28 protein-coding genes are annotated in these 25,696 nt (G+C 70.6%); 17 read left to right on the top strand and 11 right to left on the bottom strand.

Annotated elements, in window-relative coordinates; all coding sequences use genetic code 11:
• The first annotated feature begins 60 nt into the window (after window positions 1-60).
• The 8 genes from R8F63_07565 (at window position 61) to R8F63_07530 (ending at window position 7,232) form a co-directional block, all read left to right on the top strand.
• Complete coding sequence (locus R8F63_07565; GenBank protein MDW3218458.1) at window positions 61-615, top strand: J domain-containing protein; 555 nt, start codon at window positions 61-63, stop codon at window positions 613-615.
• Window positions 616-658: 43 nt separating this feature from the next.
• Window positions 659-964: a putative quinol monooxygenase gene (locus R8F63_07560; GenBank protein ID MDW3218457.1), complete on the top strand. Its 306-nt coding sequence runs from the start codon at window positions 659-661 to the stop codon at window positions 962-964.
• Window positions 965-978: 14 nt separating this feature from the next.
• On the top strand, window positions 979-1,767 hold the full coding sequence (gene trpC, locus R8F63_07555; GenBank protein ID MDW3218456.1) for an indole-3-glycerol phosphate synthase TrpC: 789 nt from the start codon (window positions 979-981) through the stop codon (window positions 1,765-1,767).
• A 51-nt stretch (window positions 1,768-1,818) separates the two neighbouring features.
• On the top strand, window positions 1,819-2,493 hold the full coding sequence (locus R8F63_07550) for a phosphoribosylanthranilate isomerase (protein ID MDW3218455.1): 675 nt from the start codon (window positions 1,819-1,821) through the stop codon (window positions 2,491-2,493).
• A 1-nt stretch (window position 2,494) separates the two neighbouring features.
• Entirely contained in the window at window positions 2,495-3,649 is a 1,155-nt protein-coding gene (gene trpB / locus R8F63_07545) for a tryptophan synthase subunit beta (protein ID MDW3218454.1), read from the top strand.
• Window positions 3,646-4,425: a tryptophan synthase subunit alpha gene (gene trpA, locus R8F63_07540; GenBank protein ID MDW3218453.1), complete on the top strand. Its 780-nt coding sequence runs from the start codon at window positions 3,646-3,648 to the stop codon at window positions 4,423-4,425. The genes trpB and trpA overlap by 4 nt, the downstream gene beginning before the upstream one ends.
• A gap of 59 nt (window positions 4,426-4,484) precedes the next feature.
• Window positions 4,485-5,786, top strand: a complete 1,302-nt coding sequence (locus R8F63_07535; protein MDW3218452.1) for an acyltransferase — start codon at window positions 4,485-4,487, stop codon at window positions 5,784-5,786.
• 69 nt (window positions 5,787-5,855) lie between these two features.
• The gene (locus R8F63_07530) at window positions 5,856-7,232 is read left to right on the top strand and encodes an FAD-dependent oxidoreductase (GenBank protein ID MDW3218451.1); all 1,377 of its coding nucleotides are present in this window, start codon (window positions 5,856-5,858) and stop codon (window positions 7,230-7,232) included.
• Here the strand turns inward: R8F63_07530 and R8F63_07525 are convergent.
• Window positions 7,229-7,477: a hypothetical protein gene (locus R8F63_07525; protein ID MDW3218450.1), complete on the bottom strand. Its 249-nt coding sequence runs from the start codon at window positions 7,475-7,477 to the stop codon at window positions 7,229-7,231. The genes R8F63_07530 and R8F63_07525 overlap by 4 nt on opposite strands.
• A gap of 89 nt (window positions 7,478-7,566) precedes the next feature.
• Here R8F63_07525 and R8F63_07520 point away from each other — a divergent pair, with 89 nt between their 5' ends.
• On the top strand, window positions 7,567-8,367 hold the full coding sequence (locus R8F63_07520; protein ID MDW3218449.1) for a crotonase/enoyl-CoA hydratase family protein: 801 nt from the start codon (window positions 7,567-7,569) through the stop codon (window positions 8,365-8,367).
• On the opposite strand, the gene R8F63_07515 is transcribed toward R8F63_07520, so the two are convergent.
• Both R8F63_07515 and R8F63_07510 read right to left on the bottom strand, forming a co-directional pair.
• Complete coding sequence (locus R8F63_07515; protein ID MDW3218448.1) at window positions 8,368-9,015, bottom strand: hypothetical protein; 648 nt, start codon at window positions 9,013-9,015, stop codon at window positions 8,368-8,370.
• A gap of 22 nt (window positions 9,016-9,037) precedes the next feature.
• Window positions 9,038-9,790 carry an SDR family oxidoreductase gene (locus R8F63_07510; GenBank protein MDW3218447.1) on the bottom strand — a complete coding sequence of 251 codons (753 nt, stop codon included), beginning with the start codon at window positions 9,788-9,790 and terminating at the stop codon, window positions 9,038-9,040.
• 58 nt (window positions 9,791-9,848) lie between these two features.
• Here R8F63_07510 and R8F63_07505 point away from each other — a divergent pair, with 58 nt between their 5' ends.
• Window positions 9,849-10,562 carry a PaaI family thioesterase gene (locus R8F63_07505; protein ID MDW3218446.1) on the top strand — a complete coding sequence of 238 codons (714 nt, stop codon included), beginning with the start codon at window positions 9,849-9,851 and terminating at the stop codon, window positions 10,560-10,562.
• Here R8F63_07505 and R8F63_07500 read toward each other — a convergent pair.
• Entirely contained in the window at window positions 10,559-11,527 is a 969-nt protein-coding gene (locus tag R8F63_07500) for an NAD(P)-dependent oxidoreductase (GenBank protein MDW3218445.1), read from the bottom strand. The two genes, R8F63_07505 and R8F63_07500, sit on opposite strands and share 4 nt — an antisense overlap.
• 45 nt (window positions 11,528-11,572) lie before the next feature.
• Here R8F63_07500 and R8F63_07495 point away from each other — a divergent pair, with 45 nt between their 5' ends.
• Complete coding sequence (locus R8F63_07495) at window positions 11,573-13,567, top strand: hypothetical protein (GenBank protein ID MDW3218444.1); 1,995 nt, start codon at window positions 11,573-11,575, stop codon at window positions 13,565-13,567.
• Here the strand turns inward: R8F63_07495 and R8F63_07490 are convergent.
• Window positions 13,511-14,218 carry an alpha-ketoglutarate-dependent dioxygenase AlkB gene (locus R8F63_07490; GenBank protein MDW3218443.1) on the bottom strand — a complete coding sequence of 236 codons (708 nt, stop codon included), beginning with the start codon at window positions 14,216-14,218 and terminating at the stop codon, window positions 13,511-13,513. The two genes, R8F63_07495 and R8F63_07490, sit on opposite strands and share 57 nt — an antisense overlap.
• Window positions 14,219-14,294: 76 nt before the next feature.
• On the opposite strand from R8F63_07490, the gene R8F63_07485 reads away from it, so the two are divergent.
• A complete protein-coding gene (locus R8F63_07485; GenBank protein ID MDW3218442.1) occupies window positions 14,295-15,059 on the top strand; it encodes a crotonase/enoyl-CoA hydratase family protein in 765 nt (254 codons plus the stop codon).
• A gap of 1 nt (window position 15,060) precedes the next feature.
• On the opposite strand, the gene R8F63_07480 is transcribed toward R8F63_07485, so the two are convergent.
• Window positions 15,061-17,118, bottom strand: a complete 2,058-nt coding sequence (locus R8F63_07480) for an AAA family ATPase (protein ID MDW3218441.1) — start codon at window positions 17,116-17,118, stop codon at window positions 15,061-15,063.
• Between the two features lie 82 nt (window positions 17,119-17,200).
• Between R8F63_07480 and R8F63_07475 the strand changes: the two genes are divergently transcribed.
• Window positions 17,201-18,709, top strand: coding sequence for an MBOAT family protein (locus R8F63_07475; GenBank protein MDW3218440.1), 1,509 nt, complete (start codon window positions 17,201-17,203; stop codon window positions 18,707-18,709).
• Between the two features lie 18 nt (window positions 18,710-18,727).
• A complete protein-coding gene (locus R8F63_07470; protein MDW3218439.1) occupies window positions 18,728-19,855 on the top strand; it encodes a DUF459 domain-containing protein in 1,128 nt (375 codons plus the stop codon).
• On the opposite strand, the gene R8F63_07465 is transcribed toward R8F63_07470, so the two are convergent.
• A complete protein-coding gene (locus R8F63_07465) occupies window positions 19,856-20,407 on the bottom strand; it encodes a YqgE/AlgH family protein (protein MDW3218438.1) in 552 nt (183 codons plus the stop codon).
• Window positions 20,408-20,463: 56 nt separating this feature from the next.
• Between R8F63_07465 and R8F63_07460 the strand changes: the two genes are divergently transcribed.
• Window positions 20,464-21,234 (top strand): hydroxymethylpyrimidine/phosphomethylpyrimidine kinase, encoded by a 771-nt coding sequence (locus R8F63_07460; GenBank protein ID MDW3218437.1) that lies wholly within the window; start codon window positions 20,464-20,466, stop codon window positions 21,232-21,234.
• Here R8F63_07460 and R8F63_07455 read toward each other — a convergent pair.
• The 3 genes from R8F63_07455 to R8F63_07445 are packed head-to-tail and all read right to left on the bottom strand — an operon-like array spanning window position 21,231 to window position 23,170.
• Entirely contained in the window at window positions 21,231-21,548 is a 318-nt protein-coding gene (locus R8F63_07455; protein MDW3218436.1) for an SET domain-containing protein, read from the bottom strand. The two genes, R8F63_07460 and R8F63_07455, sit on opposite strands and share 4 nt — an antisense overlap.
• The gene (locus R8F63_07450; protein MDW3218435.1) at window positions 21,541-21,903 is read right to left on the bottom strand and encodes a hypothetical protein; all 363 of its coding nucleotides are present in this window, start codon (window positions 21,901-21,903) and stop codon (window positions 21,541-21,543) included. The genes R8F63_07455 and R8F63_07450 overlap by 8 nt, the downstream gene beginning before the upstream one ends.
• Before the next feature lie 25 nt (window positions 21,904-21,928).
• The gene (locus R8F63_07445; protein MDW3218434.1) at window positions 21,929-23,170 is read right to left on the bottom strand and encodes a class I SAM-dependent rRNA methyltransferase; all 1,242 of its coding nucleotides are present in this window, start codon (window positions 23,168-23,170) and stop codon (window positions 21,929-21,931) included.
• Between the two features lie 80 nt (window positions 23,171-23,250).
• Here R8F63_07445 and R8F63_07440 point away from each other — a divergent pair, with 80 nt between their 5' ends.
• Both R8F63_07440 and R8F63_07435 read left to right on the top strand, forming a co-directional pair.
• Window positions 23,251-24,045, top strand: a complete 795-nt coding sequence (locus tag R8F63_07440; GenBank protein ID MDW3218433.1) for an isocitrate lyase/phosphoenolpyruvate mutase family protein — start codon at window positions 23,251-23,253, stop codon at window positions 24,043-24,045.
• A gap of 5 nt (window positions 24,046-24,050) precedes the next feature.
• Entirely contained in the window at window positions 24,051-24,623 is a 573-nt protein-coding gene (locus tag R8F63_07435) for a histidine phosphatase family protein (GenBank protein MDW3218432.1), read from the top strand.
• Window positions 24,624-24,629: 6 nt separating this feature from the next.
• Here R8F63_07435 and R8F63_07430 read toward each other — a convergent pair whose 3' ends face one another.
• The gene (locus R8F63_07430) at window positions 24,630-25,646 is read right to left on the bottom strand and encodes a M48 family metallopeptidase (protein ID MDW3218431.1); all 1,017 of its coding nucleotides are present in this window, start codon (window positions 25,644-25,646) and stop codon (window positions 24,630-24,632) included.
• Between the last annotated feature and the right edge of the window lie 50 nt (window positions 25,647-25,696).

Raw genomic sequence — 25,696 nt, 5'->3', positions numbered from 1 at the left:
GCGCCCCCGTTCACCCAGAACGAAGGGGGTGGGGTGGGGGAGCGGGCGTAGGATCCGGGCGTGGCCGGGGACGCGCACTATCGGGAGTTGGGGGTGGACCCGTCCGCCCCCGCGGCCGAGATCCGGCGGGCGTACCTGCGCCTCGCCCGGGAGGCGCATCCGGACTTCCACACGGGCACCGAGAGCGGCCGGCGGCGGGCGGAAGAACGCATGCGGCGCATCAACGAGGCGTGGGCGGTGCTCGGCGACGTCGATGCCCGGGCCGACTACGACCGGGCCCGGTTGCGGGGCACGCCCCGCCCGACCTTCCACGCGGCGTCGCACGGCACGGTCGACGGGGCGGACCCGTGGCGGCCCTTCGACGAAGGCGACCCCCTCGGGTTCGACGATCGCGACGACCGGCCGATCACCGACAGCACGCTGCCCTCCTGGATGAAGACCATTCCGGCGCTGGGGATCCTCTTCGGCCTCGCCGCGCTGATCTCGGGAGCCCTCGTGGGGTTCCGGGGACTGGCACTCATCGGGTTGTACCTCGTCCTGCTCTCGATCGGCATCTTCCTCGCCGCGCCGCTCGTCGCGTTGTCGATGAGTCGATCGCAGGACCGCCGGCCCTGATTCCGGTTTCCGGCGTGGGCCCTCGCCCCCCTAGAGTCCCGGGATGGCAAAAGTTTCCCTGATCGCAAAGCTCCCCACGAAGCCCGGCAAGCGCGATGAACTCGTCGCCGCGTTCGGTCCGATGATGGCGGCCGTCAACGAAGAGGCGGGGACCGAGATCTACATCCTCAACCTCGACAATGGCGACGAGAACGTCGCCTGGGTCTACGAGCTGTACACCGACGCGGACGCGATGGGTCTCCACGGCGGATCCGACGCGATGGCGGCGCTGTTCGCCTCGATCGGTGACCTGCTCGACGGGGCGCCGGAGCTGATCATGGCCACCCCGGTCGCGGGCAAGGGCCTCTAGGACGGGGCGGCACGCTGCCCGTCACCTATCTGGACCGGATCCTCGCGGCCCATCGCGACGCCGCGGCGAAGGATGAACGCGACACCGACACGCTGACCGCGCACGCCCTCGCGGCCGCCCCGGCCCGCGGGTTTCGCGCCACACTGGATGCGGCCGCAGGGATGGCCGTGATCAGCGAGGTGAAGCGGCGTTCGCCGTCCAAGGGCGACCTGTTCCCGGACCTCGATCCCGCTGTTCTGGCTGCTCAGTACGCCGCCGGTGGCGCGGCGTGTCTGTCCGTGCTCACCGACGAGGACTGGTTCGGCGGGTCCGTGGACGACCTCCGCGCCGCGCGGGACGCCGTGGACCTGCCCGTGCTGCGCAAGGACTTCACGGTGCACCGACACGACGTGCTCGACGCCCGCATCATGGGCGCCGACTGTGTGCTCCTGATCGCCGCCGCGCTCGACGATGGGGAGCTGGCCGACTTCCACGGCCTCGCCCGCGACGTGGGGTTGGACGCGCTGGTGGAGATCCACGACGAGGCGGAACTGGAACGGGCGCTCGCCGTCGACGCGACGCTCATCGGCGTCAACCAGCGGGATCTGGTGACGTTCGAGGTCGACACGGAGCGGGCCGTGCGAATGGCCGAGCAGATGCCGGCCGGTGTCGTGCGGGTGGCCGAGTCGGGGATCCGGGGCCCGCAGGACGTACAGGTCCTCGGCGCGGCCGGCTACCACGCCGTGCTCGTGGGGGAGACGCTCGTGAAGCACGGTGATCCGGCGGACGGCGTGCGCGAACTGCGGGCCGGCTTCAGCGCCTGATGTGGCGGAAACACGTCTTGTCGACGGCAAACGCCGGGTAGCGTCCACGTCGTGTTCGTCAAGATCTGCGGCATCACCAGCGAGGAGGACGCGCTTCTCGCCGTTGCGCTGGGTGCGGACGCGCTGGGCTTCATGTTCGCACCGTCGCCGCGCCAGATCGCGGTCGATCGGGCGCGCGACATCGCCCGCCGGATCCCCGCCGAGGTGATGACCGTCGGCGTGTTCCGCGACGAGCTTCCCGATCGCGTCGTGGAGATCGTGCAGCGGGCCGGGCTGCGGGCCGCGCAGTTGCACGGCAACGAGTCGGCCGAGCAGACCCGGGACGTTCGTCAACGCACGGGCATCGTCATCAAGGCGTTTCCCGCAGGCCATCCGGGTCTCTCACGCATCCCGGACTACGGCGCCGATGTCATCCACATCGAGGGTGACAAGCCGGGCAGCGGCGAGCTGTTCGACTGGCGGCTCGCCGAGGACGCCCCTCGGGCCGGACACCGCGTGATGCTCGCGGGCGGTCTGCATCCCGGCAACGTCGCCGACGGCATCCGCCAGGTGAAGCCCTGGGGCGTCGACGTCTCGAGTGGCGTCGAGCGCGAGCCGGGGCGCAAGGACCCCGTCAAGATGCGCGAGTTCATCGACAACGCCCGGGCCGCCTTCGAGGAGATCCGCCCGGCTGATCCCGCCGATCCCGACGACAGCGGGCTCTACGACTGGCAGTTGGACTTCTGACATGGCGATGACCGACCCGACCGACGGCGGCCGCTTCGGCGAGTTCGGCGGCATGTACGTGCCCGAGACGCTCGTTCCCGCGTGCCAGGAGCTCGACGCCGCGTTCCGCGAGGCATGGGCTGACCAGGGGTTTCGCGACGAACTCCACCGCCTGCTCACCGACTACGCCGGGCGTCCTTCGCCGGTCACGGTCTGCGCGAACCTCAGCGAGGAGCTCGGCTGTCAGGTGCTTCTCAAGCGTGAGGACCTGAACCACACCGGCAGCCACAAGATCAACAACGTGCTCGGTCAGGCGCTGCTCGCCAAGCGGATGGGCAAGACCAGCCTCGTGGCGGAGACCGGTGCCGGCCAGCACGGTGTGGCGACCGCGACCGCGGCGGCGCTGTTCGACATGGACTGTGTCGTCTACATGGGCTCGGTCGACATCGAGCGCCAGGAGCTCAACGTCTTTCGCATGAAGCTGCTCGGCACCGAGGTGCGGGCGGCCGAATCCGGCAGCCGCACCCTGAAGGACGCGGTGAACGAGGCCATGCGCCACTGGGTCGCCGTCGTGGAGTCCACCCACTACTGCCTCGGTTCCGTCATGGGCCCGCACCCGTATCCCTGGATGGTCCGCGAGTTCCATCGCGTCATCGGCGACGAGGCCCGCGAGCAGTGCCAGCGGCTCATCGGCGGTGCGCCGGACGTCGTCGTCGCCTGTGTGGGTGGTGGGTCCAACGCCGCCGGGATCTTTGCGGGCTTCGCCGACACGGACGCGATGCTGGTCGGTGCCGAACCGGCCGGGGGCGCCGCCGTCGGTCGTGCCGTGCCCGGCATCGTGCACGGCTCGTTCTCGTATCTCATGCAGGACGAGTGGGGCCAGGTGCTCGAGGCCGAGTCGATCTCCGCGGGGCTCGACTATCCCGGGATCGGGCCCGAACACGCCCATCTCGCGGCCATCGGCCGGGCCCGCTACGAGCCGGTGAGCGATGCCGAGGTCATCGAGGCCTTCCAGCTGCTGTCACGCACCGAAGGGATCATCCCCGCGCTCGAGTCGGCCCACGGCCTCGCCTGGATGAGCCGGGCCCGCGAGGAGTTGGCGGGCAAGACCGTCCTGCTCAACCTCAGCGGCCGCGGTGACAAGGACGTCGCCCAGATGATGGACATCCTCGGGTGACCGGCGCCCTCGAAGCCGCCCTGCGCGCTCGCCGCGAGGGTGGCGGCAAGTGCCTCGTCCCGTATCTCACCGGTGGCCTCGGCGACGACTGGCTCGAGACGATCCAGGCGGTCGCCGACGCCGGCGCGGACGCCATCGAGATCGGCGTGCCGTTCTCCGACCCCGTCATGGACGGTCCAACCATCCAGCTCGCCAACGACAAGGCCCTCGCCGCCGGGGCGACGCCCCAGTCGATCCTCGATCGGTTGCGGGGGGCCGACATCGGTGTGCCCACCGCCGTCATGACCTACGGCAACATCGCCTACCGGATGGGCTGGGAACGCTTCGCCAACACGCTGGCCGACGGCGGCGTCAGCGGCTGCATCCTGCCGGACATCCCTTTGGAGGAGGCGGGCGAGTGGGCGGCGGCGGCCGATGCGGCCGGTGTCGAGACCGTCATGCTCGCGGCCCCCACGGCCCCCGACGAGCGGCTCCCGCGCATCTGTGAACGATCCCACGGTTTCGTCTACGCGGTCGGGCTCCTCGGCATCACCGGCGTGCGGGCCGAGCTGGCCGACAGCGCCAAGGTGATCGCCCGCCGGGTCAAGGCGGTGACCGACAAGCCCGTGCTCGTCGGCGTGGGTATCGGCACACCGGAGCAGGCGGTACAGGCCTGTGAGGTCGCCGACGGCGTCGTGGTGGGATCCGCGGTCGTACAGCGCATGCTCGACGGCGGTGGCCCGGAGGGCGTCGCTGCGCTCGTGGCCGAGTTCCGGGCCGCGTTGGACACCCCCTAGGGGGTTTTGGGGGATTCCCCCGGGGCCAGCAGGCCCGTACATCCGGTTTCGTGGAGGTCATGCCCACGCAGACCGCTCCGAAGCTCGCCGATCTCGCCGCCGAAGCGCGGCCCGACCGCAATCGCGCGATCGACGCCTATCGCGCCCTCGCCATGTTGGCGGTGGCGATCGGTCACTGGGCCGCCATCTCGGTGGCCCTCGACGACGACGGCGCGCTGCGGGCCGGAAACGCACTCGCCGAAGCGCCCCAGCTGGCCTGGATCACCTGGATCTTCCAGGTGATGCCCCTCTTCTTCGTGGTCGGCGGGTTCTCGTCGGCGATGTCGCTCGACGCCCACGCCCGCGGCGGCGGACGGGGGGCCGACTGGGTTGTCGCCCGCCTACGCCGCATGCTCGCGCCAGCCGTGGTGCTCGGCGGGACCTGGCTCGCGCTGCTCGTCGTCGGTTCGCTGCTCGGGGCCGGGGGCATCGTCGTCGCCGGTGCGATCGCGGCCGCCATTCCCCTGTGGTTCCTCGCCAACTACACCATCGACACGGCGATCGCCCCGATGGTCCTGCCTGCCTTCCGTCGCCGCCCCGGCCGCTTCGTGGTCGGCGCGCTGGCGGTCTTTGCCGCGGTCGAGGCACTGCACGTGAGCGGCGTCCCGCTCATCGGCCATGTCAACTGGGTCCTCGGGTGGTTGCTCTTCCAGGTCGCCGGGTTCGCGTGGCGCGACGGTCTGCTGCCGACCGGCCGCCGCCTCGTCACGGTGGCGGCGGCCCTGTGGACGGGTGCCGTCGCCGCGGTGGCCTTCGGGCCCTGGCCGGTCGCCATGGTCCACCACGAGGGCCTCACCCACTCGCCGACCCACCCGCCGTCGATCGCGTTGCTGCTCTTCGGCGGCGCCTACTCGACGACCGCCGTGGCACTCGCCCCGTGGCTCTCCGGCCGCCTCGCCCGGTCGCCGAAGGCCTGGGCCGCGGTCGTGGCCGGCAACGCCGTGTCGCTGACGGTCTACCTGTGGCACTTCACGGCCTTCGTCGTGGCCGCGGCCGGCTTCTACGCCCTCGGCTGGCTGCCGACGGCATCGGTTGCCTCGGCTGCCTGGTGGCTCCAGAAACTCCCCATGATGTTCGCGGCGGCCGTCGTGTTGACGCTCATCGTCGCCCTCGTGAGCGGCGTGGAGCGGCGGGCTCTGCTGGCGCCGCGACAGCCGTGGCGGGGGAGTGAGGGGTCGATGCTCGGCGTCGCCGCTCTGGTGAGCATCGGCGTGAAGATCTGGGGTCTCGGGTCGGCCCCGACTGTGGTCATCGGTTCCGGTCTCGTCCTGCTGGTCTGGTTCGGCGCGCTACGTCCGCAGCCGGCCACGGCTCGGCACTGACCGTGCATCGACGGCCGCCCCGAGCGACGATGGGGGAATGGCACGCCCACCGATGCGGTTTCCCGCCTCGTGAACCACGACCTCATCATCGTCGGCGGTGGGGCCGGGGGACTTGGTGCGGCGCGAGCCGCTCGTTGGGCCGGCGCCGACGTCCTCCTCGTGAACGAGGGCCCCATCGGTGGCGACTGCACGTTCACCGGGTGCGTGCCGTCGAAGACCCTGCTCGCCGCGGCGGCCCAGGACCTCGAGTTCGGCGCGGCGATGGCGCGTGTCGGCTCGACCGTCGAACGGATCGCGGCGACCGAGACGGCCGACGTCCTGCGGGCCGAAGGGATCGGCGTCCGGGAGGGTCGCGGTCGCCTCGCGACCCACGACACCGTGGTCGTCGACGCGGATCGGATCACCGCCCCGCGCATCATCGTGGCGACGGGTTCGCGGCCCGTGGTGCCCGCCATTCCCGGTCTCGACGAGGTCGACCCCGACCGCGTCCTCACCAACGAGAGCGTGTTCTCGCTCGCCGACGCGCCGGCGACCCTCGGCATCGTCGGCGGTGGACCGATCGGGTGTGAGCTCGCCCAGGCGTTCGCCTGGCTGGGTGTCGAGGTCACGTTGTTCGAGGGCCTCCCGCGGCTGCTGTCGCGCGAGGAACCCGAAGCCGGCGCCGCGGTCGCCCGCGCTCTCGCCGCAGCGGGGGTCGACGTCCGCTCAGGCACGATGATCGACGCGGTGGAGACCCGCCCCGACGGGGTGGCGGTCGTCAGTGGCGGAGCAGAGGTGGTGGTCGAGCGGCTCCTGCTCGCGGTCGGCCGCGCGCCGAACTCCGGCGGGCTGGGGCTCGAGGAGCTCGGCGTCGAGCTCGATCCGCAAGGGCACGTCGTCACCGACGATCGGCTCGCCACCGATGTCCGGGGCGTCTACGCGGTCGGCGACGTCACCGGCAAGCTCTCCTTCACGCACGCGGCCGACGAGATGGGTCGCCTGGCGGCCGGAAACGCCCTGCGCAGGGGCGTGCGGGGCCGATTCCGCACGTCGTGGATCCCCTGGGTCACGTTCACCCAGCCGGAGGTCGCCCGCATCGGCATGACCGAAGCCGAGGCGTCGCGGCACGGGGGTCGGGTGGCCGAGCTCCCGCTCGCGGAGATGGACCGCGCCCTGACCGACGGACACACCGAGGGCTACATCAAGCTGATCGCCGGTCCGAAGCGGCTCACCCGCCGGGTCGCCGGCGGGCGCATGATCGGCGCCACGATCGTCGCGCCCCGGGCCGGCGAGATGATCCACGAGATCGCCCTGGCGATGCGGACGAACGCGTTCACCGGCCGGCTCGCCCAGACCGTGCACGCGTATCCCACCTGGTCGTACGGCATCCAGAAGGCCGCCGCCCAGTTCTTCGGCGAGGTGGAGGGCCGAACCGCTCGCCCCGCGGCGTCGGACGAGTCGCGCTAGTGGGGCAGGGCGAAGTGTGAGTTCGCGCCCAGCGAGAGCACGGTCTGGAGCCACACGAGGTCGTATCCGGTCGCGGTGAAGCTGTCGGTGTCGCTCGAGTCGTGCACGACGAAGTCACCGGACTCGAGCACCTCGAGGCGTTCGACCTCGATCCACCCGGACTTCTCGGGACCGCGCTTGTTGACGACATCGCCACTCTCGATGTCGCTCACCCGGATCTGGACGATCTCGACCTTGCTGCGCACACCCATCCATCGGCGGCAACGGGCGGTACATGAAGTGATCCGGCGGCGAACTGGCCGACGCCCGGACCTTCGTCATACGGTCTGCGGCCATGCCTGATCTTCTCGTCGAACGCCAGGGCGCCGTGATGGTCGCCACGATGAACCGTCCCGAGCGCAAGAACGCGATGACGCTGCAGATGTTCGGTCGGATGCGTGACGCCTGGAAGGAGGCGTCAGAGGACGACGACATCCGCTGCATCGTGCTCACCGGCACGGGCGGCGACTTCTGTGCCGGCATGGATCTGCGGGGTCTCTCCGGGGACAAGGCCGAGTCCGACGACTGGGACGTCGAAGGGGCCATGGCCAGCGAGGGCGCCAACTTCATCTGGGAGGGCCTGCTGAAGACCTCGCGGCCGACCAAGCCGATCATCGCGGCCGTCGAAGGCGTTGCCATCGCCGGGGGTACCGAGATCCTCCAGGGCACCGACATCCGCATCGCGGCAGAAGGCGCGACCTTCGGCGTCAGCGAGGTGAAGTGGTCGCTGTACCCGATGGGTGGCTCGGCCGTCCGCCTCGCTCGCCAGATCGGCTACGCCGAGGCGGCCGACATCCTCCTCACCGGCAAGCACATCACGGCCGCGGAGGCGAAGGCGATGGGGCTGATCAGCCGGGTCGTGCCGGACGGCACCGCGCTCGAGCACGCGATGGAGGTCGCCGCGACGGTGGCGGCCAACGGTCCGCTCGCCGTGGAGGCCGTGCTCAAGACGCTGCACGACACGCCGGGGATGACCGAGGCCGAGGCCTTCGCCCACGAGGACACCTACACCGGGGTCGTCATGGCCTCGGAGGACTCGAAGGAAGGCCCGAAGGCGTTCGCCGAGAAGCGCACGCCGAACTTCCAGCGCAAGTAGCTACTCGCTGCCGAGGCGGCGACCCAGGGTGCCGTCGACGCCGGGAAGCTGCGGCTGGACGCCGTGGACCCCCTGCCGTTCGGCGAACCGTTCCATCACGATCTCCTCGACCTCCGCCCAGGTGGTGGCGCGCGGGTCGCGTTGGTCGCGGTTGTACGGCTGATCGAAGACGATCACCTCGTTGCCGGCCTTGCGCAGCGCAGAGATGTTGTGGGGCGAGTCGTCGATGTACAGGTCCGCCTCGACCTGGGGTTTCGCGCCCAGGAAGCAGAGATCGCGGTAGGGGATCCGGGCGTCGTCGAGCCACCCGACCGTGTCGGCGACGGCGGCCTGATGGCCCCAGTTCACGTACAGCCGATGGGTGAGGATCCGGATCCACACACCGGCATCGGACAGGCGCCACAGCGTCTCCGCGGCGCCCTCGATCGGTTCCAGGTGGCGGAACATCCGCTTCTCCACCGCGGCATACCGGTGATGGTCCTCGAAGTCGCCGGCCTCGAACCCCCACTCGGCGAAGTCCCAGCCCCGCTCGAGGGGAAGCGATTCCTCGGCGACCCCGAGGCGTTCGGCCACGATGCGGCGGAACGCCAGCGTGTGCTCGGCGCACACGCCGTCGAGGTCGACACCGAGGACGAACGACTCGTTCACGTGGCTCGCCGAGACCCGGCTGTCACCCGGCGGTGAGTCCGCCGTCGGCGCTGATGATCGAGCCGTGGATGTTCGCCGCCTCGTCGGACGCCACGAACGCGAAGAGCCCGGCGATCTGTTCGGCGGTGCTCATCTGGCGGTGCCCGGTGTAGGGCTGCATCAGCGCGAAGTCGATGTCGTCCTGCAGCTCGAAGTTGTGCACGAGGGCGGTGTCGATGCCGCCCGGGGCGATCGCGTTGATGCGGATCGGCTGCTTCACGAACTCCATCGCGAGGGCCTTGGTCATGTTGACCACCGCGCCCTTGGTCGCGCAGTACGGCACCGTGTAGGCCTGGCCCATCAGCCCGGCGTTGGATGCGATGTTGACGATGTTGCCGTTGCGCTCGAGCAGGTGGGGGATGGCGGCCTGGCAGAGGAAGAAGACGGCCTTCTGGTTGACGTCGTTCATGGTGTCCCACTCGGACTCCGTGACCTGGTGTACGTGGCGCTGGGCGGCGATGCCGGCGATGTTGCCGAGCACGTCCAGACCGCCGAACGCGGCGACACAGTCGGCGACCGCAGCGTGGCACTCGTCGACGCTGCGCACGTCGGTGACCCGGGTCGTGAGGGTGCCCCCGTCGGCCTCGACGGTGGCCTGCGTCTCGGCCATGCCGTCGGCGTTGACGTCGAGTCCGTAGACGCTCGCGCCCTCCGACGCGAGACGGATGGCCGTGGCGCGACCGACACCGGAGGCCACCCCGGTGAGAAGCGCGATCTTTCCTTCGAAGCGTTGCACGGCGCGGAGCGTACCGGTGGTTTGCATGACGCACCGAACCCGCGCCTACGGTCGCCGGATGTCGTCCCCGCCTGAAGCCCTCAACGCCGCGCTGCGAGATCTGATCGAGGTCGTGCGCACCGCCGACCTGGCGCGAGCCGGGGCATCGCTCGTCGAGGCGCAGACGAGCGCCGTGCGGGCGGCGACGGATGCCCTGCGCCCCCACATCGTCGACGACGTGCGCATGCAGGCGGCGCTGCGCTTCGAGCAGTTGGCGGACGACTCGGGGGCGCGGATGGTGGACGTGCAGGACCTCACCGGCGAGGAGTACGTCGCCGCGGAGCGGCCCCAACCCGATGAGATCTTCCCCTACAGCCCGGTGGTCGGCCGGCTGCATCCGCTGGCCCCGCCGGTGCGGCTCTGGCGGGCGTTGGGCGAGACCGGCGGCGAGCTCCACGGCGAGGTCACGCTCGGCGCGGCATACAACGGCCCACCGGACTGTGTCCACGGCGGCGTGATCGCCGAGGTGTTCGACGAGATGCTCGGCTGCATGTGCGTCACCAAGGGCCTCGGCGGATTCACCGGGACCCTCACCGTCGTCTACCGCACGCCCACACCGCTCGACACCCCGCTGACCCTGCGGGCCTGGCACGACCGCACCGAGGGTCGCAAGATCTTCGCGAGGGGCACGATCCACGTGGGCGAGACGCTCTGCGCCGAGGCCGAGGGGATCTTCATCCGCACGGATCAGCTGCCCGGTGACGGTCGCGGTCCGGGGAGTCCGCGGGCCTAGTCGCGCCCGGGGCCGTGGCCGACGACGATCTCGTAGCCGGGCGCTTCGGCCTCGTCGTCGAGCATCTCCGGGGGGAACCCGGGGGCGCGGAACTCCGTGCCGAGTTGCTCTTCGTGGCGCCGCACGACCATCGGGCTGAGGGCGCGGCTCCCGTAGCGTTCGGCCGCATCGTCGAAGATGTCGAGCAGGACGGGCCCGACCTCGAGCCCGAGTCCGGACCGCTCGGCGACCTCGAGGAAGAGGCCCATGTCCTTCTGGACGAGGTCCATCGTGAAGTTGATGTCGTAGCTGCCGTTGAGGATGACCTGGCTCTCGGTCTCGTGGACGAACGAGTTGCCCGACGAGATGCGGATCGCCTCGTAGGTCGTGGTCATGTCCATCCCCGCCGCGCCGGCCACGGCGAAGGCCTCACCGAGGCCGACGAGGTTGATCGACGCCAGATAGTTGGTGACGACCTTGAGCACCGATGCCGAGCCGAGTGGCCCGGTGTGGAGGATGCGACGGCCCATCATCGTGAGGATCGGCAACGCCTTCTCGAAGGCCTCACGAGGGCCGCCGCAGAAGATCGCGATGTTGCCGGTGGCGGCGCGGTGACAGCCGCCGGAGACCGGGCACTCGACCGGGGTCGCGCCGGTCGCCTCGACCAGGGGAGCGAGCCGGCGGATCTCCGCTTCGTCGGTCGTGGACATCTCCATCCAGATCTTGCCGGGCCCGAGCCCGGCGATGACGCCGTCATCCGCCTCCATCACCTCCGCACAGATCGTCGGGGAGGGGAGACACGTGACCACGATGTCGGCGTGCTCGGCGAGGTCCTTCGGTGATGCCGTGGCCGTGGCGCCGAGGGCGACGAACGAGGCCATGAGGGCCTCGTCGAGATCGCGTACGTACAGCTCGGCGCCGTTGCGCAGAAGTGAACCGGCGAGCTTGCCGCCGACGTTGCCGAGGCCGATGAATCCGATCTTCATGGGCGAACACTACGCCCGCGTCGCGGTGATCGTAGGGTCATCGTGATGAACGAGGATCCCTTCGCCCGGCCCTTCACCGAGGTCGACGAGTGGCGCGACGAACCGGTTCGCCACCGTCTCGTGCAGGGAGGGTTCGAGGGGACCGAGACCCGCTTCTCCTACTACTTCCCGCCGGAGGAGCAGTACGGCGGGCGCATGATCCACCACATCGAAGGGGGAGGCGGCGGGACGAGCGAGGCCCAGTGGCCGCCGGCCGCGCCGCTGACCAGCGATCTGGCGAACGCCCTGGCGGCGGGGGCGTACTTCGTTGTTTCGAACCAGGGGCACGACGGCCCCGACGCGAGCCACATCGACCGCTGGATCCATCACTACGGCGCCAACGTGGCGGTGGCGGACCATTCCCGGGTCGTCGCGGCATCGGTCTACGGCGAGCCACCCGAACACGGCTACATCTACGGCGGCAGCGGCGGAGCGGCGCGGACCCTCGTGTGTCTCGAGAACGCGCCGGAGGGCCTCTACGACGGCGCGGTGGTCTTCATCCTCCCGCACGTCGCCCAGCAGGTGCTCTGTGCCCATGTCGCCGAGACCACCAGGGCGCTCGGTGACGATCTCGCCGGCGTCGTCGATGCCACCGCGCCCGGCGGGTCCGGCGAGCCCTTCGCCGGTCTCGACGCGGAGCAGCGCGAAACGCTGGCCACGCTCTACCGACTCGGCTTCCCCCGCGGGGCCGAGGATCAGATCCATCCGGTGACCACTGCGTCCAACGGTGTCATCCCGGGCCTGCGTGACTTCGACCCGACGTACTTCGAGGACTTCTGGACCGAACCGGGATATGCGGGGGCCGACGGCAGCGTTCGCGCCGGCCGGGTCCAGCGCACCTTCCCCGTCGTGCGCACCCTCACGGCGGGCGAGATCGCCGCGAGCCCCGAGATCACCGTCGCGATGGACGTCTACCAGTACCTGGCGGTGGTCAAGATCGCCCGGGACCGGCCGGATGCCGTGATCGGCGTGGAGCTCGACGGACTGTCGCCGAGCGAGGCGGTCGGCGCCGAACTCACGATCCGCACCGGCGCGGCGGCCGATCGGGTGCTGCTCAGCCTCGGTGGCGGCGCTGGGGTGATCGTCGCCGGCGGTGGACGGCGGAACATGAGCATCGGGTTCGAGCAGGTCGTGGCGGGCGACGAGGTGCTCGTCGACAACAGCGACTTCCTCGCCTACGCCAACCTGACCCGGCACCAGAACGAGGACATCCCGGAGTTCTCCGTGTTCCGGATCGACGGCGAACCCATCTACCCGCAGCGACCGCGGGTGACCGGGTCCGAGGAGTTGTACTTCGTCGCGCCCTACACCGGAGCGGTCGACCAGAAGGTGATCGTGGTCCAGAACACCCACGACGCCCAGTGCTGGCCCTGTGCGCCGGATCATCTGCGTCGGTTGATGATCGAACAGCGCGGCACCGACGCGGGCCTGCGGGTGTGGTTCAACGAGAACGCCATGCACGTGACCGGGCCGCAGGTCGTCGAGGGGCCGGTGCCCGTCCGCAGCACCCGGTTCGTCGACTACCGGGGGCACGTGCACCAGGCCATGCGGGACACGATCTCGTGGGTGGAGCACGGCGTCGAGCCGCCGCGCGACACCGCGGTCAGCCGTTCGCCCGACGGCGCCGTGCGGCTCCCGGCCGAGGCGGCGCACCGTCATGGGATCCAGCCCGTCGTCTCCGCCGCGGTCGACGGCGGCGCGCGAGCCGATGTGCGGGTGGGGGAGACCGTGGAGATCGAGGCCGAGGCGGCGACGCCTCCCGGCTGCGGAACGATCGTGGACGTCGACTGGGACTTCGACGGTACGGGCGCCTTCCCGGTCCGGGAGGACGGCATCGACGGATCGCGTGCCGAGGTGCGAGTGACCCGCGCCACGAGCTACGACACGCCAGGCGTGTACTTCCCGTGTGTGCGGGTCACGGCGCACCGTGACGGCGACGTCGGATCACCGCAGCGCCGCATCGTCAATCTGGCCCGCGTGCGGGTCGTGGTCACGGCCTGAGCTCTCCCGGTACCACCAGTCGTCCCCGGAGCCGGTGCCGGGCCCGTCGGCGACATGGCGCATCGTGATGCTCATCCGGGGCGCCGCGTCCGCCATCTTCGGCACACAGTGCTCCCAACTGTGCTGGCAGGCGCCGCCCATCACGAGGAGGTCGCCGGAGCCGAGGGTGAGACGGACGGACTCGCCGCCGCCCATGGGCCGCAACCCGAACCGGCGCGGTCCGCCGAGCGAGACGATGGCGACGATCGGGTCGATCTGGTGGGTGCCGATCCGGTCCGCGTGCCAGGCGACGGAGTCGGAACCGTCGCGGTAGTAGTTCACGAAGTTGGGGCTGATCTCCCCGCCGTAGCGGGACTCGAGCCAGTCCTGCATCGTCTCGAGCAGATCCCGGTGTTCGGGGATCTCGGTGTCGATGCGCCCGTGGAGCCGGGGTTCCTCGACGAGGCGCCCGTACATGGGCCGGCGGCCGCCTCGCCACGGGATCTCGTGGGCGAGGCGATCGAGGAGGGCGTCGGCGCCCGTCAGCCAGTTGCGGCTGAGGTCGACCCAACTGCACTCGTCGAGGGTGATGCGTTGGACGGCGGTGTCGGCGACCACGGCCGGATCGCCTTGGGCGAACAGGGTGGTCTGGTACGTGCCGAGCACCGCCATGGCGAGACACGCTATCCGAACAGGTGTTCGTGCACAACCTTGCGCCCTGCGCATCGACGCGGCCTACCGTGCAGGCATGGCAGTCCACGTCGAAACCGATGGCCCCGTCCTGATCGTCACGATCGATCGACCCGAACGCCGCAACGCCGTGGATCGGGAGACGGCCGGGGAGCTGCTCGCGGCGTTCGAGGCGTTCGCGGCGAACGACGAGCAACGGGCGGCGGTGCTCACCGGGGCCAACGGCACGTTCTGCGCGGGGGCGGACCTGAAAGCGGTCGCGGAGGGCGGCGGCAATCGGGTCGAACTCGACGGCCCGGGCCCGATGGGACCCACCCGCCTCACGTTGGACAAGCCGGTGATCGCGGCGGTCGAGGGGTTCGCGGTCGCCGGTGGGATCGAGCTCGCCGCGTGGTGCGACCTGCGGGTGGCGGCGTCCGATGCGGTGTTCGGCGTCTACTGCCGGCGCTGGGGCGTGCCCCTGGTCGACGGCGGCACGATCCGCCTGCCCCGCCTGATCGGGGCGTCCCACGCCAACGACCTGATCCTCACCGGACGGGGGGTCAGCGGCGACGAGGCCGTGCGCATGGGGCTCGTCAACCGCTCGTGTGCCCCCGGCGAGGCGCGGGCGACGGCGCTCGCGCTCGCCCACGAGCTGGCCGAACTGCCGCCGATCTGCATGCGGGGCGACCTCCTGTCGTCCAAGCAGCAATGGGGCATGTCGCTCGACGACGCCCTGCTGAACGAGACCGAGATCGGACGCGGCACCCTCTTCAGTGGCGAGTCGTTGGAGGGGGCCACCCGGTTCGCCGAAGGGGCGGGCCGCCACGGCGACCGGGCGTGACTCAGAGCGGGGCGGGCATCGGCCGGCTGCGCACGACCAGCAGTCGCTGGACCGAGCGGGTCAGCGCGACGTAGAGCAGCCGCAGTCCGTTCGGCAGCGACGTGAACGCGTCCGGTTCGACGACGATCGTGACATCGAACTCGAGCCCCTTCGCCGTCGGCGGGTCGACGACCGAGATCGGCTGATCCAGCGCGAGGGCCCGGCGGGTGTCGCCGGCGGCGAGACCGGCTGCGTCGAGCGCCACCAGGATCTCGTCCATGCGGTCCGGCATCGCCACCACGCCGATCGTCGCCCAGTCCTCGCCGACGGCGGCTGCCAGTTCGGCCACGGTGCCGGCCAGTGCGGCGTCGGCGACCTCGTGGTGCTCAGCGCCGGCGCCACGGTCGCGGATCGAGGAGCTCGGGGTGATGTCGGGCGCCGTGACGGTGAGGAGCTGGTTCGCGTAGTCGAGGATGGGGCCGGGCACGCGGTAGCCGATCGTCAGCTCGCGTCGCCGCACGATGTCCGCGTCGACTCCGAGCCCGGTCGTCACGGCGTCCCAGGACGTCTGGGCGCCGACGCCGGTCGCCTGGGCGATGTCGCCGAGGATCGTCATCGAGCCGCCGGCGGCGCGGCGCCCGGCCGCCCGCAGCGCCATGGCCGAGAGGTCCTGGGCTTCGTCGACCACGACGTGGCCGTACCGGCGGCCGCCGCCCGCGGTGAGCGCGTTCGCCTCGTCCAGCAGCGCCAGGTCGGCAGCCGTCCAGGGCTCGTCGGCGATCTTCTTGGCGTTCGCACGCTGGAGCAGGTCCGCGTCCTCGGCGGAGAGCAGACCGTCGACCGCCCGACGTCGGTTGGTCGGGCTGCCGAGCAGGGAGCGGACGACCTGGGCGCCGCTCAGGCTCGGCCAGACCCTGTCCACCAGCTTCCTGAATCCGTCGCTCTTGCGCAGCTCGGGAAGGATGCGAGCGAGGTCCTCCTGAGCTACGTCGCGATCGATGAGCTGGCGACGGGCGTCGCGCAGCAACACCTCGGTGAAGACGCCCTTCGCGTCGTTGAGCGGGAGATCGTTGTCGCGGGCGGTCGTGATCGCGGCGGCGACGACATCGGGCGGGAAGCGCAGTGACCGAAGCCCGATCGGCACCGACTGCTCCTCCGTCGGCGCCTTGATCCGAGCGGTCGCGAGCCGGCGGAGCACGTCGGCCATCACCGCCCGGCCCTTCACCTCGACGACGTCCGGTGGCTCGTCGGCTCGCACCCGCACGCGTGAGCTGAGCAGGGAGGTGACCGTCGCCTGACTCACCGCCGTCTCACCGAGCGACGGCAGCACGTTCGCCACATAGCGCAGGAACACCGGGTTCGGTCCGATGACGAGGACATGGCTCTGGGAGAGCGCCTCGCGGTGTTCGAACAGCAGGTACGCGGCCCGGTGCAGCCCGACCGCCGTCTTGCCGGTGCCCGGCCCACCCTGCACCAGCAGGCACTCGTCGAGCGGAGCCCGGATGATCTCGTCCTGCTCGGCGGCGATGGTGGCCACGATGTCGGACATCTCGCCGCTGCGGCCCCGTTCGATCTCGGCGAGGACCGGATCGGGGATCCCGGCGGCGGTGATGGAGTCCGGGTCGTCCAGTTGCTCGTCGAAGATGGCCACGAGCTCGTCGACGTCGCACGAGAACCGCCGGCGACGGGCGAGGCCGAAGGCGTCGACCGCGGTCGCCCGGTAGAACGGGATCGCCACCGGAGCCCGCCAGTCGACGATCACCGGCGTGCCCGCCTCGTCCTCGATGTGGCGCCGGCCGACGTACCACCGGTCGCCGTCGGTCGTCACCGGGTCTTCGTCGATTCGGCCGAAGCACAGGGTGACCGCACCGACATCGACCGCGGCGCGGCGGTCCGCCATGTGGGCCCGGGCGATCTTGGCGTCGACCGAGTCCTCGTCGCGGACGCGTTGCTCGCTGAACTCGAGCGCCCGCGCCGAACGGACCGCCATCGCCTCCAGTGCGGCGCGGGCGCGGCGGAGGTAGGCCTGCTCGGTGGCATGGTCGGGGTGGGTCCCGGCGGGGTCCGCTCCGTCAGACATAGGGGCGCGAACCTACCCTCCATCGGCGGTCGACATCGCGGGGATACTCTTCGGCCGGGGCGGACAGGAGGTCGAGCTTTCCGTGCTGTTCCCGACATTCACCTTCGCGGCGTTTTTCGCCGTGGTGCTCCCCGTGAGCTGGATGTTGCGCCGGCACGTGACCGCCTGGAAGCTCTTCGTGCTCGCCGCGTCGTACTACTTCTACGGCTATTGGGACGTCCGCTTCCTGGCCCTCCTCGCGCTGATGACGGTGGGCAACGAGATCGCGGCGATCGCCATCCACCGCGGCCCGAACGACGCGGCCCGCAAGCTCGCGCTCAGCGTCGCGGTGGTGCTCGATCTCGGCGTGCTCGCCTTCTTCAAGTACTACGACTTCTTCACCGACTCGCTGGATCGCAACCTCGGCCTGTCCAGCCCGGCGCTCGACATCGTGTTGCCGATCGGGATCTCGTTCTTCACGTTCCAGGGCATCAGCTATGTCGTGGACGTGTACCGCAAGGACACGCCGCCGGCCCCGCTGCTCGACTTCGCCGTGTACCTGTCGTTCTTCCCGCAGCTCGTCGCCGGCCCGATCGTTCGGGCCACCGAGTTCCTGCCGGAGCTCCGGTCCGAACGGGTGCCGGACCAGGTCGAGGCCGGTCGTGCGGTGGTGCTGATCGGGCGCGGCCTGCTGAAGAAGGTCGTGATCGCCGACTTCCTGGGCCGGGCGATCGTCGACGACGCGTTCGGGACGCCCGGCGAGTACGGCGCCGTCGACATCCTGTTCGGGATCTACGGCTACGCGATCCAGCTGTACGCCGACTTCAGCGGCTACACCGACATGGCGATCGGGATCGCCCTGCTCCTCGGGTTCCGGTTCCCGCAGAACTTCGATCGGCCCTACGCGGCCGTGTCGGTCCAGGACTTCTGGCGGCGTTGGCACATGACGCTGTCGCGGTGGCTGCGGGACTATCTCTACTTCCCGCTCGGCGGCAACCGGAAGGGCCGGTTGACCACCTATCGGAACCTGCTGATCACGATGGGTCTCGGCGGGCTGTGGCACGGCGCCGCGGGGACGTTCGTCGTGTGGGGGCTCTACCAGGGGTTCGGCATGGCGGGGGAGCGGCTGCTGTCCGATCTCCGCGGCGAACTGGACACGCCACTCGACTCCCGCGACGTCCGGATCAAGGAGATCGCGCGGCTCCACTCCGGCGCGGCCGTCGATGCCTGGCGAGAGGATCCGTCGTCGCCGGTGCCGTTCACGCCGCTCGAGGTGCGGTCTCTCTGGCTCGGCCGGTTGGTCACCTTCCACTTCGTGTGCATCGGCTGGGTGATCTTCAACAGCGACTCGCTCGGGCGCGCCGGCGACGTGCTCGGTGCCCTCTTCTCCGGGTGGACCGTCACGCCCGAGCTCGTCAATCCGTTGGTCGTCCTGGTGATCGTCGGTTCGATCGCCGCCCAGTACGTCCCGCCACTGTTGGCCCGTCAGTGGTCCGCCCTGTTCTCCCACGTGCCGCCGGTCGCGGTCTCTGTGGCGTTCGCGGCATGGATCATGGTCGTCGTCGCTCTCGGTCCCGAGGGCATTTCCGAGTTCATCTACTTCCAGTTCTGAGGAGAGGGGTGTGAGCACATGAAGCATTCGGACCCCCTGCAGCGAGCGACGACGCCGCGTGAGCGGGGCCACACGTGGGACGACGAGCAGTTCCAGGACGCCCGCGAGAAGGATCTCTCTCAGCACACCTCCGACGTGCGGTCGGCCGTGATCGCCGCCGTCTCCTGCCTACTCCTCGCCACCCTGCTGACCTCGGGCAAGATCGTCGAGATCGCCGAGCGCCAGGAGTTCGGCCCGACCCGGGACCGGCAGGTCGCAGTGGCCGAAGGCATCGACCGGGTGGCCAACTTCCTCTCCCTCAACCGCCCCTACGACTGGATTCGCGACGTGCGCGGCGCGGGGGAGGACGCGGCCGAGCGCATCGACTCGATCGACGAGGTCGCAGCCGACGCCGGACTCGACGACGACCCGACCGACGACGATCCGATGGTCGAACCCGGCGACGACCCGGTCACGTCGTCGACGTCCTCGACCACGACGACGACCGTTCCGGACGGCCCGATCCGGGTGGTCGACGACTCGGCGCCACTCACGGTCTTCGTCGGCGGTGACAGCCAGGCGGAGTACCTCGCGGATGCGATCACGACCGAGTCGGACCTGGCCCTCGACGTCGAGGTCCAACACGAGATCTCGACGAGCCTCGCCCGTCCCGACTACTTCAACTGGCCGGCGCGGCTGCGCGAGGTGGACGCCGACTCGAATCCCGAAGCCGTCGTGCTGTTCATCGGCGCCAACGACCACCAGGACATGACCGACGCCGACGGCAACCGACTCGTGGAGGGCTCACCGGAGTGGCAGGCCGAGTGGAGTCGCCGCCTGGGGATCACCTTCGACCTGCTCGAGAAGGACGGCCGTCACGTCTTCTGGGTGACCCAGCCGCCGATGCGCGACGGCGGTCTCGATGACGGCATCGAGCAGATCAACGCCCTCGCGGCCGTGGTCATCGCCGAGCGTGATTTCGTGAGCGCCATCGACATCTGGCCGCTGTTCGGCGGTGACGGCGGCTACGCCCAACGCATCGTCGGCCCCGATGGTGACCAGATCCGCGCCCGGATCGACGACGGGGTGCACCTCACCCGCAGCGCGGCGTCGTGGGTGGCCGACCTGGTGTTCGACGCGATGATCGAGCTCTGGGACTTCCGCTAGTCAGTTGTCCCTCGGATCCCGCGGGTAGTGGGCGAGGCGCCCGATGGGCCCGGGCTGGCGGCCGACGACCTCCCACCAGAGTTCGAACGGGTCATCGGTGTGCACGTCGGTGAGCTCGGCGTCGACCACGAACCATCCGTCGTCGTGCAGCTCCGCCTCGAGCTGGCCCCCCGACCAGCCGGCGTAACCGGCGAACATGCGGACCTCGTCGAGACCGGGCACCTCGGTCGGGTCGACGTCGAGATCCACCGTGCCGATGCGGCCGAGGATCTGGTTCCAGTTGGCGCCCGCGTCGTCGAGCGAGACGGAGGCCAGCGCGATCACGGAGGACGGGGAGACCGGTCCGCCGAGGAAGATCACGCTGGGCGGAACCGTGCGACCGGCCCAGGGCTCGATGGTGGTCGCGACCGGCAACTCGCTCGGCCGGTTGAGGACGACACCGATGGCGCCCTCCTCGTTGTGTTCGAGCATGAAGATGACCGTGCGCACGAAATTGGGGTCGAGAAGCGATGGTGTCGCCACCAGCAGCCGGCCACGGGTCGATTCGTGCATCATCCGCAGTCTCGCGTGTGCGGAGGCTCCGACCGCGGTGTGGCACGATCGGCGGTGTGCAACCACCGATCGCCCTCGCCATCGCTGCGCACGATCCGCTCGGTGGAGCCGGCGTCGCGGCCGATCTGACGACGTTCGCCGCCTTCGGGGTACACGGGATGGTGGCCGTCACCGCGGTGACGGCCCAGCGGTTCGGCTCGGTCGAGCGGGTCAGCCCCACGGACCCGGAGCTCCTCGCCGCCCAGTTGGACCAGATCCTCGCCGACGTGACCGTCAGTGCCCTGAAGGTCGGCCTGCTGTCATCGGCCGCGCATGTGGAGATCATCGCCGACCGGATCGGCCCGGGCCTGCTGCCGGCCCCGGTGGTCGACCCGGTGATGGTGACCGGCACGGGTGAGCGCTTCGTGGCGGATGACGTCGAGACGGCCGCCCGCGCCCTGCTGTATCCCCGGGCCGCGGTGCTCACCCCGAATCAGGCCGAGGCGGCCTTGCTCGGCCCGGACGCCGCCGCATTGGCGGCCCTCGGCGCCCCGCTCGTGGTCGTGACCGGCGGCCGCCGCGACGCCACCGACCTGCTGATCGACCCCTCCGGCTCCTCTACGACGCTTCCCGGTGAGTGGATCGACACCCGCAACGTGCGGGGGAGCGGTTGCACCTTCGCTGCCGCGGTGACCGCGGGGCTCGCCCTCGGCCGGGACGTTCGTGATGCCGTCATCGAGGCGAAGGACTTCGTCACCGATCGACTCCGCGACAGCGCCGCGTGGCAGCTCGGTCCGCCGGGTTCGGTGGGTCCGGTCGCCCATCGTCACCTCGGTGGGCAGGGCTAGGGCACGTCAGCCCACGCGTCGCCGTAGTCGAAGAGCAGCTCCTCGCCGGCGGCGATGTCGCGAAGGGCGTAGAGGTCCGGGCCGTCGAACTCGACGTTGGGCGTGCGGCTGTGGTTCAGGAAGCGCAGGACGCCGGTGCCCTCGATGCCGTCCCACTCGCCGTCATCGGCCTCGACCCACAGCACGTAGGTGCCATCGTCGTCCGCCGGGTCGCCCTCGTAGCTGCCGACCAGGTCGCCCTCTGCGATCGGCGCGGTCGCGAAGACGCCCCGCCCGTGGATCGATGACGGTCGGGACTCGACGCGATCAGTCATCGGCCTCGTCGGCGCGCAGCGGCACGACCTCGGCGTCGGTGTCGTCATCGGGACCGTCGCGGTGCCGGCTGTCGGTGATCAGCGATCGGCTGACGGCGGCCGAGGCGAGGTCCTCCATGTCGACCCGCAGTGGGTCCCGCAGGAACCCGTCGACCGAGGCGGAGTCCGGGAAGGACATCACGAGGAGGGCGTCGGGCGCGCCGGGGCCGGCGTCGACTTCGGCGGCGCGACGCTCGAGTCGACCCCGGTTGCGGGGGAGCAGGCCGATGAGCCGCTCGACATAGTCGTCGAAGGATTCCGGCGCGCCGGTGCCCCAGAGACGCAGCGTGAGCTCGATGCGGGCGGACTCGTCCACCCCTCCACGGTACTCGCGGGCCCTCTCAGCGGCGGATGGTGGCGTAGAGCGCCTTCAGGTAGCCGCCCTCGGCGAAGCCGATCGGGTGGTCGAGGGGATGCGTGGTGCGCTCGAACTCGTCGAGAACCACGCCCTCGTCGGCGGCGGTGGCCCGCACGGTCGAGAAGAAGGTGTCCGCATCGACGCGGCTCGAGCAGGACGCCTGGACGTAGGTGCCGCCGGTCTCGGTCAGCGCCAGGCCCAGGCGGGTCAGCCGGGCGTAGGCGGCGAGCGCCCGGTCGACGCTGGCCTGACGTTGAGCGAACGACGGTGGGTCGATCACGACCAGGTCGAACTGCTCGCCCCGTTCGGCCATTGCCCGCATCACCTCGAACGCATCACCGTGGTGGCCTTCGTGGCGACAGGCGGCGACGGCGGGCAGCTCGGCGTTGTGGCCCATGTTGCGGATCGCGGCCTCGATCGCCGGGCCGGACAGGTCGACGCTGTGCACCTCGGTGGCGCCGCCCGCAGCGGCGTGGACCGAGAAGCCGCCGGTGCAGCTGAACACGTCGAGCACCCGCCGACCGGCGGCGAGCTCGCGGACCCGTGCCCGGTTGACCCGCTGGTCGAGGAAGTGGCCGGTCTTCTGCCCGGTCGTCGGATGCGCCTCGAACCGCAGACCGTTCTCGAGGAACATGACCGGCTCCTCGACGGGCGGGCCGTGCACGACCGCACCCTCGACGAGCCCGAGGTCGGCCCGTTCGGCCACCGAACGGGCGAAGCGCACGATGAGCGTCGTCGGCTCGGCCGAGTCGACGATCGCCTCGATCAGTGGGCGGAGGTGGGGGAGCCAGGCGGCGGTGTAGACCTTCAGCACGGCCGTGCCGGCGTACCAGTCGAGGACGACACCGGGCAGGCCGTCGTTCTCGCCGTGGATCAGGCGGTAGGCGTCGGTCCGGTCGTCGTCGATGAGCGGCTGGCGGATCGCCCGTGCCGTCTCGACCCGCTCCGACCAGAACGCCCCGTCGATCGTCCGTGGGGAGCCCGCGTGCAGCACCTTGATCCGCATGGGCGACGCCGGGTCCCACAAGCCGATGCCGGCAAAGGCCCGCGTGTCGTCGAAGACCACGGCCAGATCGCCCGGCTCGCCGTCGTGGGAGACGGAGGTGATCGAGCCGTCGAACACCCAGGGGTGGCCACGCCGCAGATGACGCAGCGCGTCCTTGGTGATCCGCACCGCCAGCCGTTTCTCGCCGGGGGAGGGGAGTGCGGCGAGATCGACGGTCACGCCGTGACGCTAGAGCACGAACCCACCTTCCGGTCCCGTTCCCGCTGACCGGCGCCGGGGAGAGGGTGTAGACCGTGGTGATGAGCACCACCGATGAGCGCCACGCCCGCCTCGGCGCCCGTTTCGCCGAACTCCACCGGGAGGGTTGCTTCCTGCTCGCCAACGTGGGCGACGCGGCGACCGCCCGAGCGCTGAGCGGGGCGGGGGTCGACGCCATCGCCACCTCCAGTTCCGCCCACGCCAACCAGATCGGGCGAGATGACGCGGCGGGCGACGTGACGATGGCCGAGCACGCCGAACACACGGCGTATCTCGTCGCCGCGGCGGAGGTGCCGTGCAACGTCGATGCGGAGAACGGCTACGGCCACGAACCGGAGGACATGGCCGCGGCGGTGCAGGCCTTCGCGGCAACCGGTGCGGCGGGCATGGGGATCGAGGACTGGTCCGGCGACGGCGAGCGCGGGTTGTACGACCGGGCGCTCGCGGTCGCACGGATCGAAGCCGCGGTCGAGGCCGCGAACGCCCTCGACCGACCCTTCGTGATCACCGGCCGCACCGAGGTGCTTCTCTACGGCCTCGACGGCGGCCTGGACGAGGCCCTGGCCCGGCTCGAAGGCTTTGCCGGCGTCGGTGCCCACTGTCTCTACGCGCCCGGCACCTGGGACCTCGACAGCATCCGGACCGTGACCGCGAACGCTCCCGGCCCGACGAACGTCCTGGTCGCGATCGGATCCGAGCTCACCCTGCCGGAGGTCGCGGCAGCGGGCGCTCGTCGGATCAGCCTCGGGGGTTCGCTCTTCGGCGCCCAGGTCGCCTACGGCCGGCGGGTGGTCGAGTCGGTGCTGGAGAGCGGCTCGTTCGTCCCTCCGGCCTGAGTCCTGTGGCGACGCTGCGCTACCTCAGCCACCCGGAGGTGGTGATCGATCCGGCGGTGCCGGTGCCCGAGTGGGGGCTCAGCGATGTCGGTCGCCGGCGCACCGCGGACCTCGCCGATCGGGCGACCTGGCTCCCGGCCGTGGAGCGGATCGTGACGAGCGGCGAACGCAAGGCGATCGAGACCGGTGAGATCCTCGCCGCCCGGCTCGGGCTCGAGGTCGAACGGCGTCCGTCGACCGACGAGATCGACCGCTCGGCCACCGGCTACCTCCCGCACGACGAACACGAGGCCCAGGCGAACCGTCTCTTCGCCCAACCGGAGGCGAGCGCCAACGGCTGGGAACGGGCCGTCGACGCCCAAGCCCGCGTGGTTGCGGGTCTCGGGGACATCTTCGCCGGCGACGAGACCGTCGTCGTGGTCGGCCACGGCGGCGTCGGCACCCTGCTGTGGTGCCGTCTCGCCGGTCGACCGATCGCCCGCGAGCACGATCAACCCTTCGGTGGGCACCTCTACGCGGTCGACCTGTCGACCCAGCGGCCGGACGGCCCGTGGCGTTCGTTCGAGGACGGCGTCTAGCGGCGTCTACTCCGTGCTGTCCGACCGCGTGCTGTCCGATCCAGTGCCGTCGCGCTCGTTGGCCCAGGCGGCGGACACCTTGCCGGCGACGCTGCTGACCCTCGACCCCACCTCGTCGGCCAGCTTGCGGGCGCTCGCCGCATAGCCCGCGGCGGCGTCGCCGACGTCGTCGGTGTAGGGCGTGGCCTCGTCGTCCGTCGGTGTCCGATAGTCGCCGTCGAGGATCGCCTGGTACTCGCCGCTGTCGATCCAGTCGCGCAACTCGGCGACCCGGACGACGGCGAACGGGTGGGTCGTGCCGAGCGCGGCGAGGACCTTGTAGATCCCGGCGATGGTGTCCTTGTCCTCGCGGTACTCGTCGCTCTGGGCGATGAACGATTCGAGGTCGAGTTCCTCACCTCGCGAGCCGCCGGCCATCCGCATGAGCACGGTCATGACGACGTCGGGATCCTGCACCGCGAGCAGCGCCGCCCGATCACACGACAGCTCCGAGCGGCGATGCCATTCGAGCAGCCCGTAGAGCACCGGGCGCACGGCCACGCCGGCGAGGGGATAGCGGGTGAGGGCGAACCGCATGAGGAGGAACAGCATCGTGCGGTACACGGCGTGACCACTCATGATGTGGGCGACCTCGTGGCCGATCACCGCCTCGACCTGGTCGCGGTCGAGGATCTCGATCGTCGACGAGTTGAGCACGATGAACGGCTTGTCGAAGCCCACCGCGCCCGCGTTCACGAGCGGTGTCTGCGAGACGTAGACCTCCGGCACTTCGGCGAGGTCGAAGGTGTCACACACCCGCAGCACCCGCTCGTGGATCCACGGGTACTGCTGCGGGCCCACCTTCACCGCGTTCGCCTTGAAGGTCAGCCGGACCGCCTTCTCGCCGAACATCCCGACGAGCTTGCGCAGCACGAGGTCGAACCCCGGGATCCGCCGTAGCGCGTTGAGCGCGGCCCGATCGGTCGGGTGCTCCCACGCGGTGGGGCTGATGTCCGGGAACCGGGTGAGGTCGTCGACCGCCATGGATCCGAGGCTAGAGCATGGCGGCGAGCCGGCTTCCGCGGCAACGAGGC

The sequence above is a fragment of the Acidimicrobiales bacterium genome, from assembly GCA_033344915.1.
In the GTDB taxonomy this organism is placed as follows: Bacteria; Actinomycetota; Acidimicrobiia; order Acidimicrobiales; family Aldehydirespiratoraceae; genus JAJRXC01.
Note: the sequence above shows the minus strand (reverse complement) of the source record. Positions and strands in the feature narration are given on the sequence as shown.

What these genes read in the sequence shown, in the direction of transcription:
- R8F63_07560 (MDW3218457.1), top strand. Translation starts at nt 659, where the DNA reads ATGGCAAAAGTTTCCCTGATCGCAAAGCTCCCCACGAAGCCCGGCAAG.
- trpB (MDW3218454.1), top strand. Translation starts at nt 2,495, where the DNA reads ATGGCGATGACCGACCCGACCGACGGCGGCCGCTTCGGCGAGTTCGGC.
- R8F63_07535 (MDW3218452.1), top strand. Translation starts at nt 4,485, where the DNA reads ATGCCCACGCAGACCGCTCCGAAGCTCGCCGATCTCGCCGCCGAAGCG.
- R8F63_07520 (MDW3218449.1), top strand. Translation starts at nt 7,567, where the DNA reads ATGCCTGATCTTCTCGTCGAACGCCAGGGCGCCGTGATGGTCGCCACG.
- R8F63_07505 (MDW3218446.1), top strand. Translation starts at nt 9,849, where the DNA reads ATGTCGTCCCCGCCTGAAGCCCTCAACGCCGCGCTGCGAGATCTGATC.
- R8F63_07500 (MDW3218445.1), bottom strand. Translation starts at nt 11,527, where the DNA reads ATGAAGATCGGATTCATCGGCCTCGGCAACGTCGGCGGCAAGCTCGCC.
- R8F63_07495 (MDW3218444.1), top strand. Translation starts at nt 11,573, where the DNA reads ATGAACGAGGATCCCTTCGCCCGGCCCTTCACCGAGGTCGACGAGTGG.
- R8F63_07490 (MDW3218443.1), bottom strand. Translation starts at nt 14,218, where the DNA reads ATGGCGGTGCTCGGCACGTACCAGACCACCCTGTTCGCCCAAGGCGAT.
- R8F63_07485 (MDW3218442.1), top strand. Translation starts at nt 14,295, where the DNA reads ATGGCAGTCCACGTCGAAACCGATGGCCCCGTCCTGATCGTCACGATC.
- R8F63_07480 (MDW3218441.1), bottom strand. Translation starts at nt 17,118, where the DNA reads ATGTCTGACGGAGCGGACCCCGCCGGGACCCACCCCGACCATGCCACC.
- R8F63_07470 (MDW3218439.1), top strand. Translation starts at nt 18,728, where the DNA reads ATGAAGCATTCGGACCCCCTGCAGCGAGCGACGACGCCGCGTGAGCGG.
- R8F63_07465 (MDW3218438.1), bottom strand. Translation starts at nt 20,407, where the DNA reads ATGCACGAATCGACCCGTGGCCGGCTGCTGGTGGCGACACCATCGCTT.
- R8F63_07455 (MDW3218436.1), bottom strand. Translation starts at nt 21,548, where the DNA reads ATGACTGATCGCGTCGAGTCCCGACCGTCATCGATCCACGGGCGGGGC.
- R8F63_07440 (MDW3218433.1), top strand. Translation starts at nt 23,251, where the DNA reads ATGAGCACCACCGATGAGCGCCACGCCCGCCTCGGCGCCCGTTTCGCC.
- R8F63_07430 (MDW3218431.1), bottom strand. Translation starts at nt 25,646, where the DNA reads ATGGCGGTCGACGACCTCACCCGGTTCCCGGACATCAGCCCCACCGCG.